The sequence below is a fragment of the Dyadobacter sp. 676 genome (genome assembly GCF_040448675.1).
Taxonomy (GTDB): domain Bacteria; phylum Bacteroidota; class Bacteroidia; order Cytophagales; family Spirosomataceae; genus Dyadobacter.
The window spans coordinates 2,850,792-2,868,810 of record NZ_CP159289.1; the positions used below are offsets into that span (position 1 = coordinate 2,850,792).

At 47.5% G+C, this 18,019-nt stretch carries 17 protein-coding genes, 2 tRNA genes and 1 pseudogene; 10 read left to right on the plus strand and 10 right to left on the minus strand.

The genetic code is table 11. The features are described from left to right. Positions 1-16 precede the first annotated feature (16 nt). From ABV298_RS12755 to ubiE, 5 genes are all read right to left on the minus strand, one after another. Positions 17-841, minus strand: coding sequence for a transposase (locus ABV298_RS12755; RefSeq protein ID WP_353722477.1), 825 nt, complete (start codon positions 839-841; stop codon positions 17-19). Positions 842-1,469: 628 nt separating this feature from the next. Beyond that, positions 1,470-1,545 (minus strand) — tRNA-Val (locus ABV298_RS12760). Between the two features lie 123 nt (positions 1,546-1,668). Then, complete coding sequence (locus ABV298_RS12765; RefSeq protein WP_353722478.1) at positions 1,669-2,133, minus strand: outer membrane beta-barrel protein; 465 nt, start codon at positions 2,131-2,133, stop codon at positions 1,669-1,671. Beyond that, positions 2,102-2,329 carry a hypothetical protein gene (locus tag ABV298_RS12770; RefSeq protein ID WP_353722479.1) on the minus strand — a complete coding sequence of 76 codons (228 nt, stop codon included), beginning with the start codon at positions 2,327-2,329 and terminating at the stop codon, positions 2,102-2,104. The genes ABV298_RS12765 and ABV298_RS12770 overlap by 32 nt, the downstream gene beginning before the upstream one ends. Positions 2,330-2,352: 23 nt before the next feature. Further along, positions 2,353-3,075, minus strand: a complete 723-nt coding sequence (ubiE, locus tag ABV298_RS12775; RefSeq protein WP_353722480.1) for a bifunctional demethylmenaquinone methyltransferase/2-methoxy-6-polyprenyl-1,4-benzoquinol methylase UbiE — start codon at positions 3,073-3,075, stop codon at positions 2,353-2,355. Between the two features lie 154 nt (positions 3,076-3,229). On the opposite strand from ubiE, the gene ABV298_RS12780 reads away from it, so the two are divergent. Together ABV298_RS12780 and ABV298_RS12785 are read left to right on the plus strand one after the other, a co-directional pair. Next, on the plus strand, positions 3,230-4,012 hold the full coding sequence (locus ABV298_RS12780) for a hypothetical protein (protein ID WP_353722481.1): 783 nt from the start codon (positions 3,230-3,232) through the stop codon (positions 4,010-4,012). Positions 4,013-4,035: 23 nt separating this feature from the next. Continuing rightward, positions 4,036-4,620 (plus strand): hypothetical protein, encoded by a 585-nt coding sequence (locus tag ABV298_RS12785; RefSeq protein WP_353722482.1) that lies wholly within the window; start codon positions 4,036-4,038, stop codon positions 4,618-4,620. Positions 4,621-4,635: 15 nt separating this feature from the next. Here ABV298_RS12785 and ABV298_RS12790 read toward each other — a convergent pair whose 3' ends face one another. Genes ABV298_RS12790 through ABV298_RS12800 form a run of 3 tightly spaced genes read right to left on the minus strand, consistent with a single transcriptional unit; the run spans position 4,636 to position 6,738 of the window. After that, on the minus strand, positions 4,636-5,304 hold the full coding sequence (locus ABV298_RS12790; protein WP_353722483.1) for a response regulator transcription factor: 669 nt from the start codon (positions 5,302-5,304) through the stop codon (positions 4,636-4,638). Positions 5,305-5,323: 19 nt separating this feature from the next. Further along, positions 5,324-6,109: a sensor histidine kinase gene (locus ABV298_RS12795; protein ID WP_353722484.1), complete on the minus strand. Its 786-nt coding sequence runs from the start codon at positions 6,107-6,109 to the stop codon at positions 5,324-5,326. Further along, positions 6,088-6,738 (minus strand): hypothetical protein, encoded by a 651-nt coding sequence (locus ABV298_RS12800; RefSeq protein ID WP_353722485.1) that lies wholly within the window; start codon positions 6,736-6,738, stop codon positions 6,088-6,090. Before ABV298_RS12800 ends, ABV298_RS12795 begins: the two co-directional genes overlap by 22 nt. 1,369 nt (positions 6,739-8,107) lie before the next feature. Here ABV298_RS12800 and ABV298_RS12805 point away from each other — a divergent pair. Genes ABV298_RS12805 through ABV298_RS12815 form a run of 3 tightly spaced genes read left to right on the plus strand, consistent with a single transcriptional unit; the run spans position 8,108 to position 11,732 of the window. Next, positions 8,108-8,407, plus strand: coding sequence for a thioredoxin domain-containing protein (locus ABV298_RS12805; protein WP_353723179.1), 300 nt, complete (start codon positions 8,108-8,110; stop codon positions 8,405-8,407). Positions 8,408-8,419: 12 nt separating this feature from the next. Further along, positions 8,420-9,325, plus strand: a complete 906-nt coding sequence (locus ABV298_RS12810) for a DUF4249 domain-containing protein (RefSeq protein ID WP_353722486.1) — start codon at positions 8,420-8,422, stop codon at positions 9,323-9,325. A gap of 25 nt (positions 9,326-9,350) precedes the next feature. Further along, a complete protein-coding gene (locus ABV298_RS12815; RefSeq protein ID WP_353722487.1) occupies positions 9,351-11,732 on the plus strand; it encodes a TonB-dependent receptor in 2,382 nt (793 codons plus the stop codon). Between the two features lie 675 nt (positions 11,733-12,407). On the opposite strand, the gene ABV298_RS12820 is transcribed toward ABV298_RS12815, so the two are convergent. Beyond that, a tRNA-Phe gene (locus tag ABV298_RS12820) sits at positions 12,408-12,480 on the minus strand. Between the two features lie 225 nt (positions 12,481-12,705). Between ABV298_RS12820 and ABV298_RS12825 the strand changes: the two genes are divergently transcribed. The 4 genes and pseudogenes from ABV298_RS12825 to ABV298_RS12840 all read left to right on the plus strand — a co-directional run bounded on the left by ABV298_RS12825 (position 12,706) and on the right by ABV298_RS12840 (position 15,979). After that, complete coding sequence (locus tag ABV298_RS12825; protein ID WP_353722488.1) at positions 12,706-14,049, plus strand: (Fe-S)-binding protein; 1,344 nt, start codon at positions 12,706-12,708, stop codon at positions 14,047-14,049. 12 nt (positions 14,050-14,061) lie between these two features. Further along, positions 14,062-14,860 (plus strand): annotated as a pseudogene (locus tag ABV298_RS12830) ((Fe-S)-binding protein). Between the two features lie 88 nt (positions 14,861-14,948). Then, the gene (locus tag ABV298_RS12835; protein WP_353722489.1) at positions 14,949-15,449 is read left to right on the plus strand and encodes a hypothetical protein; all 501 of its coding nucleotides are present in this window, start codon (positions 14,949-14,951) and stop codon (positions 15,447-15,449) included. Between the two features lie 47 nt (positions 15,450-15,496). Then, positions 15,497-15,979, plus strand: a complete 483-nt coding sequence (locus ABV298_RS12840; RefSeq protein WP_353722490.1) for a gliding motility lipoprotein GldH — start codon at positions 15,497-15,499, stop codon at positions 15,977-15,979. 9 nt (positions 15,980-15,988) lie between these two features. Here ABV298_RS12840 and ABV298_RS12845 read toward each other — a convergent pair whose 3' ends face one another. Then, positions 15,989-17,197, minus strand: a complete 1,209-nt coding sequence (locus ABV298_RS12845) for an AI-2E family transporter (protein WP_353722491.1) — start codon at positions 17,195-17,197, stop codon at positions 15,989-15,991. Here ABV298_RS12845 and ABV298_RS12850 point away from each other — a divergent pair. Continuing rightward, complete coding sequence (locus ABV298_RS12850) at positions 17,196-18,008, plus strand: hypothetical protein (RefSeq protein WP_353722492.1); 813 nt, start codon at positions 17,196-17,198, stop codon at positions 18,006-18,008. The two genes, ABV298_RS12845 and ABV298_RS12850, sit on opposite strands and share 2 nt — an antisense overlap. Positions 18,009-18,019 lie beyond the last annotated feature (11 nt).

An 18,019-nucleotide genomic window follows, 5' to 3' on the forward strand; every position in this document is an offset into this window, starting at 1 on the left:
AAATCTGGGGGGGAGATTAAGCATAAAGTTTGGTAAGCCTGAATAGGAAGAATGGAATATCCCTCACACCTCTGGATGAGGATCTAAAAGCCTTGATCTTCGCATTGAATGACTCTGCCGAAGCGTTGGTACTCCTGTTATTGAAGAAATTAAGGATGTCCAGATAATGCGTTTGAATAGATCGGGCAACGGTTTTAAAGGAATCTAAGCCGCAATTTTCAACTGCATTGTACCACAATGCCAGTCTTTTAAACGCCTGCTCTTTGGACTTGCAAACCCGAAAAACGGTTCCTAAGCCTGTTGCGAGCGTGTAAGCCTGGGCGATTAGTGGGTAACGCTCGAAAAGCAGCCTGGAACGATGAACCTGTGAAGGTGTCCACTTGTCATGGTGCTTGAAAAGCAAATATCTACTCCTGACAAGCAGCTGTTTTAAGGTATCTCCGTTGGCAAGAATTTCCGGCTGGTAAACCAAACCAGATTGCCTGCCAGCTTCAATAGCCTGATTTTCTTGATCCAGGGCTTGCCAACGATGTTGTATCCTGATTTCCTGAACTGCATCAAAGGCAAGTTTTTGCACATGAAAGCGGTCGATGACCTTCAGAGCTTTTGGAAAACATCGACTGACAATCAACCCCATGTTAGCGGCCATATCCAGCGTTACTTCCCGTACTTTACCTCGAATACCTTTCGGAATCTTTCTCAAAACCTCGATGACCAAGCTAGCTTGCGTGCCTTTTCTGCCTCTGGCTGCTTTGTTAGTCACAATTGTATAGAGCTCACCGTTGGAAAGAGAGGTTTCGTCAATGCTTAAATACGGGCCGGTGTTCTCAGGGTACAACAACCAGTCAGCAGCATGCTCGCGTTGATCCCAATCTTTGTAGTCGCTTATATGGTCTTTATACTGTTGTTGAAGCTGTTTGCCGTCCAGATGAAAGTATTTCCCTAATTGTGAGCAGCTAACAGGATTATTATCAATACATTGTTTTTAAAAAATCAGCGAACTCTTTAGTCATCCGAGTTCCCTCTTGCACCACATTCCAATCCCTGCTGATAATTTCGCCAGTGTCCTTGACTTCCCAGCGTCGACGCTTGATACAGAGCGTAACTTTTTGATTACGAATAGGAAAGTCCTGAATGTAAATCTCAGGTAAATAACCTTTGGATTCTAATTTTTGATCCTTGTATTGGAAGGAGGAAGATTTTTCTCTTCCAAGTAAATATGCAGACCAGTGAGGCCTTCGACGATTTTGGAAAGCTCGAAATAATCGAGGATACCCTCTGGTAACAGGAAGCGGACTAGGGCTAAATAGGACTCTTGCAATGTATTCAATGTTGATTCATTGCAAAACAACTACTTTTTTCACCGCTCCCCAAGTTTTCGGACTGATCCGTTTTCGGACTGATCCGGCAGATGCTCTGAACCAGTTGGCTGAAAAACGGAAAAAGCATCGATTGCTCGATGCTTTTTGTGGGAGTTGAGGGATTCGAACCCCCCGACCCTCTGCTTGTAAGGCAGATGCTCTGAACCAACTGAGCTAAACTCCCTTTCTTTTTCTTTTGTTTTCCCCGTCGTTTGGGAGTGCAAATATGTGCGACTAAATTGAACTCTGCAAATATTCTAGAAAAAAATTTCAAAATATTTTTTAACCTTCTGATAACCAGTATACGCTATTCGAAGTTCAGATAGAGCGTCACTGTGTGCGTTCGCATTCGACTGATGCCGTTTCCTATCGAATTTTTTCCGGGCACGAGCATATTGGTCATTCCATGCGAAAAACGCAGCTCGGGCGCGAATTTGAAGAACTCGAAAAATTGCTCGAAGCCAATGCCGTAGTCGATCGAGAAATCGCTCGACTTGGTGTCCAAAGTCCCCGCGCCGCCGCTACGGGCCCGCTTTACGTTCGTTTCGATGCCTAATGTTACGCCTGCTACCATGTACATCCGTGAGTTGACCCTCCGAAGAGATTTGTATTTTAGCAAGAGCGGTACTTCGATCCAAGTCGATTCGCGCTTTTCAGTCCGGTCGGTGCCATTGGGGTAACTGAATTTGACATGCCGCTCATACAGCGAAACGGACGGTGTCGTCCGCAGATCAAAATGCTCATTTAGAAACGCATTGATCGTGAAACCCATCCGGAATGCCGCATTTGTGGGCGACTGGATAACAAACGCCGAATCTTTTAGAAATGAAGTCGTTGCTGTGCTTAATATTGAAACGCGTAAAAGGCACCGCGAACAGGATCCCGTAATGGATCGGCTTGTCGTCGTAATATTCGAGGTGCTTGCGGCGGTACCCGATGCCCTGAGACCGGGCTTCCTGTGCTGCCATGAGCAACACCAGGAGGCCGATAATTACTTGTGCCCGACGTAAATTGAACAGATCCCGAAGGTAAGTGATATGCATTTGGTATTTATGAAACCTGCTTTTTTATAAATATCAAGAAAAGCTTCCCCATCCGGAAAGGCCTGCACCGACTCTGGCAAATAGGTATATGCCGAGCTGTCTTTGGAGACCGTTTTCCCTATTACTGGTAATATGTATTTGAAATAAAAATTGTAAATCTGCTTGAACGGAAAGCTTCTCGGTTTCGAAAACTCGACCACCACACAAGTTCCGCCCGGCTTCATCACGCGGTTCATCTCGGTCAGTCCGGCCAGCAGATTCTGAAAATTGCGTACTCCAAACGAAACGATAATCGCGTCAAAATAATTGTCTGCAAAAGCCAAACTTTCCGAGTCACCGCTTTGAAGTGTAATCACATCCTGTTTGCCCAGTTTGGCGATTTTCTCACGGCCAACCGCCAGCATTCCTTCCGAAATATCGACACCGATGATTTTTTCGGGTTTCAGTGCCAGCGCCTCAATCGCGAAGTCGCCGGTACCCGTCGCAATGTCGAGAATAACCTTTGGTTGCTGCTTTTTGAGCAATTTGATGGCCCTTTTACGCCAATATATATCTACGCCTCCGCTCAGGACGTGGTTAAGCAGGTCGTATTTGGGCGAAATATTATCGAACATTTCGGCTACCTGCTCCCGTTTGGTCCCTTCCTTATCTTTATAGGGTACTACACTCATTTTTTATCGGATTTTCAACTACAAGCAAAACTAACAGATATTTACGGTTATCACACGGCGGGCCGGCATCTTATTGGCTTCTACAAAAGTGACCAAAATGAAAAGCGAACGTATCAATGGCTGAACAAACATTTCGTCCCGATCATTACCAGCCATGCGTTACACTATGCTCATTGCCACCTGCGCTTTGGTTGGCATAACCTGCGCTCAGCCTGTCCGTTACCGCTCGCCGAACGGCATCAGCAATAAGAAAAACTACGATCGCCACGCCTCACAACCCTGGTTTCTGAGCCTCCGCGGCGGCCTTACCCAATTTTATGGCGAACTGAATGCCCAGGCCATGCACGGAATGGCCGGCACCGGAATTGGAAAGTATCTCAACAAACAATTCGCCATTCAGCTCGATTACAATGCGGGAAATATCGGCGGCGAGAAAAGGGCTTTCTTCAATTCCTGGTTTGTAAACGAATACAACAGCGTGGAATGCCTCGTGAAATGGGACCTCTCGGAGCAATTTTGCAATCGGGAGCCCGGACCGGCACACTTCAACGTATATGTGGGATTCGGACAAATATGGTTCAGCGCCAACGCCTTCGATCTCGACGATAACCGACTGCTACGCTTTACGAACAGCGAGCACAGCGCACGGAACCCGCTTTTCCTGCGCTGGGGACCTCCCCGGGGGCCGAAGGGCATCAGAAAAACGAGGGAAGGAATTTTACCGCTCGGCACTTCTGTGGATTATGCTTTGTTAGAAAAACTGAAAATCGCATTTGAATACCGCTTCTGTTTCGTGCGGACCGACAAGCTGGACGCAACCTCGGGCCGAAGGCTGATCAATCCGGAAGAAAGCGACTCGTACAGCGATACGCCGAACGATACATTCAGTTTCATTGCAGTATCATTACAATATCATTTTGGCAAAAAGAAAAAGTAAATGCCTGCTAACATTGTTAAATAATGATTTCTACCACTGTTAAATACAAACTTTACCCATCCCTGTTAAGCTGTTTCGACCGGTTCGAGCGCGGCTACATGGACGAACAGGAGCTCCTCGACCGCATTAACCGTGTGCCGGTACCTCAAACGGAAGCACAATTCCGTGGCGTATCATTCGAGGATGCGGTGATCAAGGGCATTGGCGAAGAAGCATTTGATCCGGCGATCCTGTCGAAAGTGCGGTCGTTCCTGCCACGCCCGATGCTGAAAACGCAGGTATATTGTGAATACCAACTGAACGACAGCCTCATTTACGGATATGTTGACGTAATCGGCAAGATGCTGGCCGTGGATATCAAAACCACCGGCAATTACCGGCCGGGCTGTTTTATGAAAAGCCATCAGAATTTTTATCTCCCCGCGCTGCGCACAAAAGGGATTAGAAGCCTGCGTTATGTGATCACCGATTTCAAGGACGTATATCTTGAAGAATATGATCAGATGGCCGACCTGACTTACCAAGAGCAACAGATTGCCCGCTTCTGCGCATTTCTCGAAACCTATCGCGACCGCATTACGGATTTACGGGTATTCGCACGGATTTGACAGGTGTTAAGCCCCTTAGAAGTCCAGTAATTGATGCTTCACGGCAAATATCGCCAAGCTCACCGAATTGCCCGCCCCGGTTTTTTCCAATAGATTTTTACGATGGCCTTCCACGGTGCGGTAGCTGATAAACAGTTCCTCCGCGATTCTGGCCGTATTGTAGCCCTTGCAAATGAGCGCAAGCACTTCCATTTCACGGTCGGTAAGGCCGATATTCAATGAAGGAATGGCAACCTTGCTGCGGGCCGGCTTGATATTTCCCGCCTGCAATCCCTGCCGCATTACCTGCGCAATGTCGTCGTTGATGTAATATCCCTTCGTGACAACTTGCTCGATAGCCTCACCCAGAATGCCCTGATCGATATCCTTGGGCAGGTAGCCGTGCACACCTACACGCATGAGCTGCAATATGTGTTCCGGGGAATAATCCATCGACAGGATAATGATTTTCACATCGGGATACTGTTTCAACAGCAATCCCGCAACCTCTTTTCCGTCCATTCCCTTCATAAAAAGGTCCAGCAGGACCACGTCGGGCGCGGTATCCGCTATTTTCTCCAACAGCTCCTCGCCGGAAGCGGCTTCCTGCACTACCTGATAATTTTCATTACGGGCCAGAATCTGGCCCAATCCCTGGCGGAACAGCTTGTGATCGTCCGCTATCGCTATTTTTACCGGTTTCAATTTGATCGTTGAGAAAATGTTAAACGGGCATTTCAATTTTAAAACGGGTGCCTTCACCAGGGACCGAACTCAGTTCGAGCCTGGCCCCTAACAAGTCGGTCCGGGTGCGGATCGTGCTCATTCCCATTCCGACTGCCTTCTGACCCGAATGCATATCGAACCCCCTGCCATTGTCGCTCATGAGCAAGCTCAGCCATGAACCGTTATGGCGAAGATCGAAAGTTATCTCGCTGGCCCCGGCATGCTTGACCACATTGCCGATCACCTCCTGGATAATGCGGTACAGGACCAACTGCTGGTATGACGAAAGTACCTCCGCCGGGTCATCGATGGTACACCGGATACTCATTCCTGTGTCTTCCAGGCGGTTCAGCAAAATTTTCACGGCACCGGCAAAACCGAAGTTCTCGATAATAACCGGCGATAAATTATGGGCAATCTGCCTTACATCCTTCACCACGTCGCCGATAATCTGTCCCGAACGTGCAGCCAGGCTTTTCATCTCGTCCGGCGATTTTTCGTACTGTATTTGTCCGATGAACAAACGGACTGCCGACAACGACGCGCCTATCTCGTCGTGCAGGTCGCGCGCGATACGCTCGCGCTCGTTCTCCTGCGATGCCACGATCGATTCGAGGATCTTTTTCTGGTGGACCATCTCCATCTGATGCAGGCGGCTTTGCTGAAAATGCAGCTTCCGTTGATAGAGCAGCACAAAAATGACGATTGCCAGCGCCATCATCAGCATAATGCCGATCCCCCCGAATAACAACTGTGCAAATTCTATTTCCCCCGGCCTACCCATAATGCGATAGCGTAAGTGATGTACAGCATATAGTTCATCAGCGCGTGGATCACCCAGATCTGATCATTCAGGTTTTTAGAATACAGCAAAATGAAATTCATGAATATGAAAATCAGAAAATTGCCCGAAAAGAAAAGCAGCAGGCCCGCCGACACCCAAAAGAAAGGCTCAAGCAGCAGGTTTTGCACTTTCAATTCCTGAAAAACTTTATAGAAATACGCAAGCGCCAGGAAAATGACAATCACACTTTCAATGGACCGTCCCGCATTATCGATCCAAACCGACTGGCCGTGCTGCCCCAACTCGCGCACCAGAACTATTGCCGTAAAACCGCCGATCATCCAGCCTCTTGCGGCATTCAACCATTTTTGACCGAGCACCAGGCTGTACATCCAGGTCAGCAATCCGAATTCGACCGTGATATAAATCGGCCAGAGAAATAAATTCGAAACCCTGAAAAACCAGAAAATGCGGGAAATACTCTCGATAAAAAGGGCAAAGAAAATCAGTCCGCACAGCAGCTTCACAGCGCTTTCGGCGCTACGGTAATGCAGCGAAGCCATCAACGCTGCCACGAGCACCGGCAAGTAGGTAAAGAGTACAATGAGTTGTTCCCGGGAATACTGCATTGGTTTTCTGATTTACAGAAGAGTTCAAATGCGGACAGGGCCAAACGAGGAGGTTTTTGAGCCAGCGCCAAATTACAAGATCGGCAAAGAAGAAAAAAGCCATCGTGATAAATCACGATGACTTCCGATGGTGATGGACGGAATGAAATTTTACTTAGGTATAGATCAGGCTTAGCAAGTCATCTACCTGAAATACAACTATTTAAAAGATAAACCTATATGACTTTAGATAGATCAGATCAAGGCGAATAAAGTCAAAATTGTAAACCATTTTTTAAACCAGTGCGACCAGTTTTTGGTAAATTGTCATAAGTGCACAACCAGACACAAAATGAAGGTCAAATACTATCTGAAATCCCCCAATGCATCTGGCGTATCGATCATTTCACTCTACCTACGCTATCGTAGCACGCAGCAAGTTGTAGTCCACCAACTGCTATGTCGATCCCAAGGAGGGATGCAAAGACACAGCGGCCTAAGCGAAACACCCAAAACGCTCTGGAAGTTAATAAACAATCTGAAGAAATGGGAACACGAAGCGGATGAGATATAGCCGCCGCCTATACTGTAACTAAAGCCTCACCAGATTTCATGAGGAATTTGCAAGAAAAAAATCGACAAATATTATCAAAACTTTGATCCGCGTTACCGCTTAGCTGCTGACTATGGCGGCTATTCGGTTGGAGTAGCCCCGGCAATAGACAACTGTGGAACCGAAGAACGTATACGGTATTTTATGGATAATAAGGACGGAGGCGGATCGACTGCGTCTGGCTGGACAGGTGCCTGGACGATGGATGAGACAAACACATGGCATACCGTTTGCCGTGTGGACAGCCAATTATTTAAAATGTTACTTTAACGCCGAGTAGTGCGAATGGAGGCCCATACAATCGAACAAATTATTATGCGGTTATCCGGCTTGGTAACCTGAAACCAACTTTGACATACTACACTGATCCTTATATTGCACCATGATAGCGAGGATCACAACAACAAAAATATCAGCATGTCTGGGCAGTCCGGTAGCAATACGTATATTGCGAGAGACGTGAATGGAATCACATTAAATTTCTGGATTTTCTACGGCAACAATAACATTAATGATATTTCCACTTACATGTATGAATTCCCTAATCTTGGTTTCAATTAGGTGTATTTGGGACTGAAACTAACTACCCGGTAATCGCAAACGGATACATGCATATCGATGACGAGAATAATGACAATGCCAATTACGTCAGAAGGAGCGGGGTTGACTTTAGCAGCATCCTTGGTAAGGCGTTATGCTGGGGAATGGCACAACTGATAGCCGATATAACGATATGAGGGTTCGCTAATAGCCGACAAGGTCAACAAATCAATAAAAATCGCCGAATGTACCGGTGAGCAGGGGAAATTTTGGGAGACGTATCGGGAACTTTTCAAAAGTAACGGTAGCGAAACAGCAGATGTGGGAGCTATCGCCAAGAACGTGGGGTTAGACATAGAGAAATGTAATCGCTGCATCAGTTCATTTGACGATTCAAAAATGTTGGAAAATTTCAGGCGCTTAAATGACCTGAAACTAAATGGCACTCCAACTATTTTAATCAACAACCGAATATATTTTGGCGAGCTAACGTTAGATGCACTTAGCCAACATATTGACCAAATTGCGAAGCAATAAACTATTATTTAAGTGACTAGACGAATTCAACTTGTAGCGAGCAGCCTTTTCCTTCTGTTTGCATGTACAAAAAGTGTCGATCTGGATCTAAATCAAAACATGGGCAAAATTCTTGTGGTTGATGGCCAGTTGACAGATCTGAATCATAATAATTATGTGCGACTAACATGGGCACGAAATACAAACGATGAGTTGATCCAGACTGTGGACAGTGCGCTGGTCATTATTTCTAACCAGAAAGGGCTAGTTGATACCCTTGTCAACGAGCGCGAGATCGAAACCCAGTATGACGATCCTTTATTTGAAGGATATTATTACGCTACGAGACTTCGATGCAAGGTAGGGGATACTTACCACCTTACCGTAAAGAAGAACGGTGAGACTTACCAGGCGGATGCTTATTTGCCGGCGGTTTCGCCTATTGATTCGGTAGGCTTGCAATACGTAGAAGGCTATCCGGTTAATGGTCATAGCTATCTGCCGTTACTTTACTTCCGAGACCCCAAACCGGAGCGTAATTATTATATGACCCAATTTTGTTCCGACTTTACATCGACTGGCGGGCTGATTACAAGAAGATATCCTTGCCAATTCAGCGACAGGATCTGGAATGTGGCGATATTGGACGATGAGCATTTGCCCGAGTATGTGAATGGGCTTAACATTAATGTTGGTGCGACGCCTTCCCCCAACTTTCATCAGTGGCTTTCTGCCGATAACTACACTGCATATCTGTACTCCTTTACCGCCGACGCTTACAAGTATTACGAAGCGTTGATCAAGTCTCTGAATAGCGACGGAGGCGTTTATGCTCCGACGCCGGCAAACGCCCCTTCTAATTTGCGAGGTACCGCACCGGTTGCGGGATTCTTTAATGCGTCAAGCGTTTCGTCTTATCAATTTGTTGTGAAACCGTAGTATCGTAACGGACTATTTTTCAAATATGGTGATTAAGTTAGCTTCTAATCGGCTATTCCGCTTTTTAGTATTCCTACTAAATATTATTTCAATTCATTCTTTTGCGCAGAAGTTTCAAGTGTCGGGTACGGTTGCGGATTCAACATCCGGGGAAGTTCTGCCGTTCGCACAAATACGCTTACAAGCACGGGGAGTTGTTACCCAAACAAATGCCTATGGTTATTATTCAATCACCGTTCCGAAAGGAACCAATAGCTTTGAGATTTCCTACCTCGGATATAAAACGTTAAAGTCCACAGTGAAAGTTGTTGGAAACACAGCGGTCGATTTTCGTCTCACGCCATGGGCGACGGATTTAGATGCGGTCAATGTATCATCCAAAAGCGAGTCAATCAGTTACGATGCGTTAACGGGCAAGGCGAGTTTATCTGTCGGCCAGGTAAAAAATATGCCTACCTTGGGCGGCGAAGCGGATATTATGCAGGCGCTCCAATATTTGCCTGGCGTCAGAACGGCGGTTGAAGGCACTACCGGCCTGTCGGTGCGAGGAGGGTCGTTTGATCAAACATTGGTTTTGCTTGACGAAGCTCCGGTTTATAATCCGTCTCATGCGCTCGGCTTCTATTCCGCCTTCAATCCGGACGCTATCAAGTCGATTGATATTTACAGAGGTCTTATGCCAGCGCAATTTGGGGGGAGGTTGTCGTCGGTGTTAGACCTTAAAATGCGGGAAGGGAATAACCAAAAGTTTACAGTCTCCGGTGCCGTTGGGCTGATTGCGAGCAGGATCGTTGCGGAAGGCCCCATTCAGAAGGACCGTTCATCTTTTATCGTTTCCAGTCGTTACAGCTATGCAGGAGCGGTTGCCAACACGGCTGGCAACCTGGGCAAATCATTACACTTAGGTGGTTTGGGTGGATTTCAAGGAGGAAATGACATCAGATTTTATGACGTCAATGCAAAACTAAATTGGAAATCGGCGAACAGTAAGGACCAGTTCTTTCTTTCTGGCTACCTAGGCGGCGATTGGTTTGAATACTATCTGTTTCAAAAGGGAACATTTACAAAGTGGCGAAATGCGACCGGGTCGCTAAGATGGAACCACATTTTTTCTGATAAGCTCTTTTCTCAAACCACACTCTATTACAGTCGGTACCATTACAATTATAACCTCTTAAATGATCGGCGCGATTTTGATTGGAACGCTGGACTCACTGAGGTTGGATTTAAAAATGAGCTCGATTATTTTGTTACAGACCGGTCTTTTGTCAAGGGAGGGATCAACCTAACCTATACAACTTACGAACCCGGATCTATCTTGCCCAAATCCGAAACGTCCCTTACAATACCGTTCGCGCTGGCTTCTAAGAAAACAGTTCAGGCATCCGTCTTCCTGGGCGCCACCTCGCAGGTTGGGCGAAAAGTCTCGGTATATTTGGGTGGACGAATATCCACTTTTGGGCTGCTTGGTCCCGGTCTATTTTATACATATGGTCCTGACCGGTCCAAGCCGGTTGACTCGACACGGTATGCAAGTAATAAAGTGGTCAAAAGTTTCGCAGCCTTCGAACCAAGACTGTCAGCCAAGTACCAAATCGACAGCACTAAAAGCATTTCAATTGCCTTTTCCAGGACTGTTCAATATGTGCATCTTTTAGGCAATACTTCAGTCGGCCTTCCCACCGATGTCTGGTTGCCGTCGAGTCCCAATGTAAAGCCCCAGGCAGCCCGGATCGCTTCAATGGGTTATTCCCAAAATCTCTCTAGCCTTTCATTTGAAATTGAAGTCTATTACAAAGCCTTCAATCGTGTGATTGACTTCGTTGATAATGCGAATCTGTTTGTTAACCAATATGTCGAATCACAAGTGCGTGCAGGCAAAGGTAGGGCGATGGGCGCCGAAACCTCCGTTACCAAAAAGAACGGCAAGCTTACGGGCTGGATCACCTACACCTTAGCGAAGACCGATCGGACCATTGAAGGCATTAACCATAACCGGCGCTACTCAACCCGGTTTGACCGTCGGCATAGCTTTTCCCTTGTATCCGCCTATCAACTGAAAAAGCACATTATATTATCCTTGGATTTTCAATACAACTCCGGAGGCGCAGCCTCTCTCCCAACGGCCGTTTACCAATTCCAGGGCTCAACCTTTAACTATTACCCCGATAGGAACGGCTTCCGACTTCCGGCGTTCCACAGAATGGACGTGCAGGCAAGCTTTTCAAAGAAGAAAAGATGGGGCGAAAGGAAGTGGATTGTAGGGCTATACAACGCTTATAATCGACATAACTTGTTTTCAGTAGATGTCGTGCCCGCCGACTATAACTGGTTTCAAAAGTCTAACATTTCTGCTGTATCGCTATACGGAATCGTACCATCGATATCCTACAGTTTTTCGTTTTGAATCGGTGCCTGTAAGCATCGCTTTCGCAAAAATAGAATGCCGGCCGATAATAATTGACATTTTTCAATGGTCGGATGCATATGCTGTGCGATATCATTAACGCACTTGGTAATGCATGGTATGACGGTTGGTTCTTCGCTGACCAGCACGAGCGTAATAAATCGCACTGGTGTGACGACTATTAAGTAGCTTAACTAATTGACAGGGCGTTGTCGCTATAAGTCTAAGCGAATGGCTTGGCTCTTGTTTAATTATACGTTTAAATGTATTCGACCAACTGCGAAAATAATTATTCGACGGATTTCCATACTCCACCTTTAAGCACGTCTTTGGTGAGCATATAAAGAAAATCTCGACTTGGTTAAGCGATGAGGAATAGGTTTTGCGCATATAAGACCTGTCGAGTTTTGGGGAAAGCCAGGAAGTTATCGGCATTGTCTGTTTTCATTGTGATACCCTCCGGTAACAGGAAGCGAACTAGGGCTAAATAGGGCGCGCGGTCGGCTGCCATAGTGCAATGTATTTAGTATTGATTCATTGCAAAACAACTAACTTTTTTTACTGCCCCCAACTTTTCGGATTGATCCGTAATTTGCTTTGTAAACCATTTTGTAAACCACAAACAAAAACGCCTTGATAAATCATTGATTATCAAGGCGTTGTGTCATTTTAAAGTGGTGATGGACGGAATCGAACCGCCGACACAAGGATTTTCAGTCCTTTGCTCTACCAACTGAGCTACATCACCATGTCAATTGGTACCTTTTGGGACTGCAAAAATAGATGTCTGTTTTTGCTTTGCAAACATTTTAGACAAATATTTCTTAAATAGTTTTTTACAATTATACATATGGCTGATTATCCAACACTTAGCTCAACCCTACATTATTTTCTTCCAAACTATTTGCGCCGAAATACATTTTTATCCTACTTTGTTAGTATGCAAGCATACTAAACACCACCCTGTTCCGCCATGGCGATCATTCAGCAAATCATCTTTATTGCCGCGCTCGCAGCCGTTGTCTGGCTCATTTACCGGCGTGTCGGTATTATCAGCAGGACGATCCGGCTCGGGAAGGCGGAGGACCGTGCCGACCAACCCCGCAAACGGCTATCGGTGATGATGCGTGTCGCATTTGGGCAGCAAAAGATGTTCGACCGCCCGTTGATCGGCTTCCTGCACTTCGCAGTCTACGCCGGGTTTGTTCTGATCAATATCGAAATTCTGGAAATAATCCTCGACGGGATATTAGGCACGCACCGCCTTTTCGCGGCCGCGCTGGGCGGGTTTTATAGTTTCCTGATCGGCTTTTTCGAGCTGCTCGCGTTGGGTGTACTCGTCGCCTGTACAATTTTCCTGATCCGGCGTAGCATTCTGAAAGTGGAACGGTTCCAGCCGTCGAGGCACCGCGAAATGAGCGGCTGGCCGCAAACGGATGGCAAACTAATCCTGGTTTTCGAGATCGTACTGATGATCGCCATTCTGACGATGAATGCGGCCGATAGTGCTTTACAGGATCTCGGGAGTGAGCATTATCCCCAAACGGGCGATTTTTTGATCAGCCAATGGCTTAAACCACTTTTTGCAGGCTGGGACGAGGACGCTTTGATCGCTTACGAGCGCGCGGCATGGTGGGTCCACATTCTCGGCATTTTTGGTTTCGCGGTATATCTCACCTATTCCAAGCATTTGCACATCGCGCTGGCATTCCCGAATACCTATTTCTCGCGTCTCGAACCCAAAGGCCAGATGAAAAATATGCCCGAAATTACGCAGGAAGTGAAGATCATGCTGGGCCTGGAGGCGCAGGCGGGAGATGCGGCGGTACCGGAGCGGTTTGGCGCTAAAGATGTGACGGATTTGAGCTGGAAAAGTCTGATGGATGCCTATTCCTGCACAGAATGCGGGCGGTGTACAGCTGCCTGCCCAGCCAATATTACAGGCAAAAAGCTGTCGCCACGCAAGATCATGATGGACACGCGCGACCGCCTCGAAGAAGTAGGTCGCAATATGCTGGCCAACAAAGGGGAATTCATAAACGATAATAAAAGCCTGCTGGGCGATTACATTCTGGAAGAAGAAATCCTCGCCTGTACCACATGCAACGCGTGCGTGCAGGAGTGCCCGGTGCTAATCAACCCGCTGGACATCATCCTGCAACTGCGCAGGCATAAGGTAATGGACGAAGCACACGTGCCGGGTTCATGGAATATGATGTTCCAGAACCTGGACACCAACCAGGCCCCGTGGAAATTTTCGCCCGGCGACCGCTTCAATTGGGCGGCAGGGCTGGAAGGCAAATCAACAGAATCATAAGCGTCGGAAAATATGAGCGAACTCGCATACCGGGTACCTACGATGGCCGAAATGGCTGCAAACAACGAAACCCCCCGAGGTATTGTTTTGGGTCGGCTGCGCCGGGTCATTCGATGACCGCTATAAAAAAGTGACTATCGCATTTGTGAAAATCCTCAACAGCGCGGGCGTGAAGTTTGCGGTGCTGGGAACCGAGGAAAGCTGTACAGGAGACCCCGCGCGTCGGGCCGGGAATGAATTTACTTTCCAGATGCTGGCGATGTCCAACATCCAGGTGCTGGATATGTACAACGTGAAGAAAATCGTGACCGCTTGCCCGCATTGTTTCAATACCCTTAAAAATGAATATCCGGCCCTGGGTGGCAATTACGAGGTTTTGCACCATTCGGAATACCTTCAACAATTGATAGACGACGGCCGTGTTCGCTTGCAGGGAGGCGGGGCGTTCCAGGGCAAAAAAATCACTTTCCACGATTCCTGCTACCTTGGCCGGGCAAATAACATATATGAAGCACCCCGCCATGTGCTGGAAGCGCTGGACGCCGACCTGGTGGAAATGAAGCGGTGCCGTTCCAAAGGCTTATGTTGCGGCGCGGGTGGCGGCCAGATGTTCAAGGAACCAGAACCGGGCAAAAAAGATGTGAATATCGAGCGTATCGAAGAAGCATTACAGACAGGTGCCGAAACAATCGCCGTAGCTTGCCCGTTTTGTATGGTCATGATGACCGACGGTATCAAAAACAAAGAAAAAGAGCAATCCGTAAAAGTGTACGACCTGGCGGAGCTTATAGCGCAGGCCAAGGGCCTGTGAACAGACAGTAAGAACTATGCCGCTAGCATGGTTGTTTTAAAGTACCCATATAGCTAACCGTTTAAACCGGCATTTAACCCCTTTAATCATGTACATTCCTTTTAGTGATATCGATTTTCAATCCCGCGTGTGGGTTTATCAGGCCAACAGGGAGCTGACTCCCGAAGAAACGGGGATTATCACCGAAACTCTGAAAGCCTCGCTGGACACGTGGGAAGCACACGGAAAGCCATTGACGGCTTCCGGTAAAGTATTTGAACATCGCTTCGTAGTGATCGCCGTCGACGAACGCGACGAGCTGCCCAGCGGCTGCTCGATCGACAAATCGGTGCATTGGTTGCAGGAAATCGGCCAGAGAATGAATATCGATTTTTTTGACCGCTCTCTGGCGTACATCGACGAGAACGATCAGATCCAGACAATCCCTGTCCCGAAAATCAAACAGGCGATCCTGAACGAAAAGATCCTCCCCGGTACGATGATCTTCGACAACCAGGTAAGCACAAAGGCGCAATGGATGACGCGTTGGAGAGTGCCGGCATCGAATTCGTGGCTGAACCGTTATTTTACAGAGCAAACCAGTTTGTAAAAAGCGACAAAAGGGTAGATTTGCAACTCAACTTATCAGAGTCCTTCATGAAATTCATCCGGCCGGCTGTTGTCGTATTTTTTATATTCCTTTTATCAGGCTGTGATAAAAATGTCGTCTACAAAGCACACGAGGATATCGATGACGGGCTCTGGTATATAAAAAACAAACCCTCTTTCAAGGTGGAGATAACGGACACTACGCAGGCGTACAACCTGTATTACGTGCTCCGGAACGCGCTGCAATATCCTTATTACAACCTCTACATTACCCGCAATTTCGTTGGGCCCGACGGAAGGGTTATTTCCAATACGCTGGAAGAAGTATTTATTTCCAATGAGGTGACCGGCAAGCCTTACGGCCATGGTTTGGGCGATTTGTTTGACCACAAAATCCCTTTCCTTAAAAACTACCGCTTTCCACGCTCCGGCACTTACACATTTACTATTTCGCAATCCATGCGCCAGAACCCGCTGCCCTTCATCATCAGCGTCGGTATCAGCGTGGAGAAAGTTCCCGCAAAAGAATAGGGACGACCGTCAGGCGGTTGGCGCAGCCGGAGCGTCGCCTTCCGGGCGTTTTTTGGGCTTGCGGTAGCGCCGGTGCGGTTTTTTCTTAAACTCCCTGGCCTCCTGTTCTTTCACCAGCTCGGCCTTTTCTTCTGCCACCTCATGCACAGGCTCTCCCAGCAGGAACCCATACGGTTCAAGACTGGGGATCGCGTCGAGGATCACTTTCAGAATGGCCGTAACAGGCAATGCGAGGATCAAACCGGAAAGGCCCCACAGCTGCCCTCCGAGGAACAACGCCACAATAGCTGCCAATGGGTTGACGCTCACTTTCGAACCTACTATATTAGGGGTAATGAGGTTTCCTTCCAGAAACTGCACAAAGCTCATTACGCCGATCACACCCACCGCATACCAGGGCGAATCCATCGTTACGATAGCCAGCAGCGCCGGAAGCAACGAGCCGATCAGAATACCGATATAGGGAATGAGGATCAGGAAACCGGCCAAAAAACCGAAAAATATGGCATGCGGAATGCCCAGCAGGAGCAACCCGATGCTGTTCAGGACGCCCACAATCAGGATAACCAGAAACAGCCCGGATAGGTAACTTTGAATGACTTCATATATTTTTTTCAACAAAGCATTAAGCTGTTCATTCGGCACGCTGTGGATGGCCTTATGGACAAACATCCTGAAAAAATCGCGGTAGAGCAGGAAAAAGAAAATGTAAAGAGGGATCAGTACAAAAGTGGAAATTGCCCCGGTAGTGGTTACCAATGTATTCAGCAAAAAGGCCCTTCCTTCGCTCAATGCATTGATCAGATACTTTTGCGCCTCGTTGACCTGTTGCGTCCGGCTGATGTTCAGGTAACGTTCGCCCATGGTCAGCGTCTGGTCGAGGATCGCCTCCGCCTTTTCGGTAATGCGGGGCAGCTCTTCGGCGAAGCTGCCTATTTGCACCGAAACCACATAAACGAGTATGACGATCGCCGTAAACAGCGTAAGAATGCTCAGTAAAATGGCCCCTATCCTCGGTATTTTCCGCAGTTCGAGCCAAGCACAGACAGGGTGCAGCAAAATGGCCAGCAATATCGAGAATGCGAGCGGGATCAATGTCTCACGAAGCGTATAGAGAATGTATACCGTTGCAATGATCGCTACCAGCGTACTGGCCAGTTTCAGGTACACGGGGGTTTCTCTATCTTTGTTTGGAAGAGGACGCAAAGTTGAATTCATGAATAAGTTTATATATCTGTGGTTAGCTGTCAAAACGGTGTTCTGTACCTGTCAGCCCGATCACAGAACCAATGATTTTAAGAAAGTTAAAGCGCATTACAAAATTAGCAAAATAGGAAAGCTTCCCGCAGTAGTTTCCGAAAGTTCGGGACTTGCCAGGGGAACGCAGCCCGGTACGTTCTGGACGCATAACGACAGCGGCAGTAAACCGGAGCTTTATCTGTTCGGTCCGGGTGGCCAGTTACTGGATACAAAAGCCGTTCCCGGCGCTAAAAATACGGATTGGGAAGACCTGACTCGTGATTCCCTCGGCAATTTCTACATTGGCGACTTCGGTAATAACGGCTTGCACCGCAATACGCTGGAAGTCTACCGGTTCGATCCGGCAGGCAACCGTACCGAACTTATTACGTTCCGCTACGGGCCGGGCCAGCCTTCCGACTGCGAAGCCTTTTTTTACCATCGGGGAAATTTGTATCTTTTTTCGAAGAACTGGGGCAAAAACAAGTGGGTGAAAATGTACAACCTGCCCGCTGTCAAAGGCGATTATACGCTGGCGGCAACCGATAGCATCCGTATAGATGCCCAGGTAACGTCCGCGGCCATCGCGCCGGACGGTAAAACCTTCGCATTGCTGACTTACGGGAAAGTGCTGCTGTTTGAAACAAATGGCGACAAAGTGGATTTTAGCAGGCCGAAAGGCTGTTTTCGTCTTTCGAGAAAGCAAACCGAAGCCATCGAATTTTTGAACAATACCGATATGCTGGTCACCAACGAGCAGGGCGGTATCTATCGAACTACTTTTCGCTGATGTTATGTTTA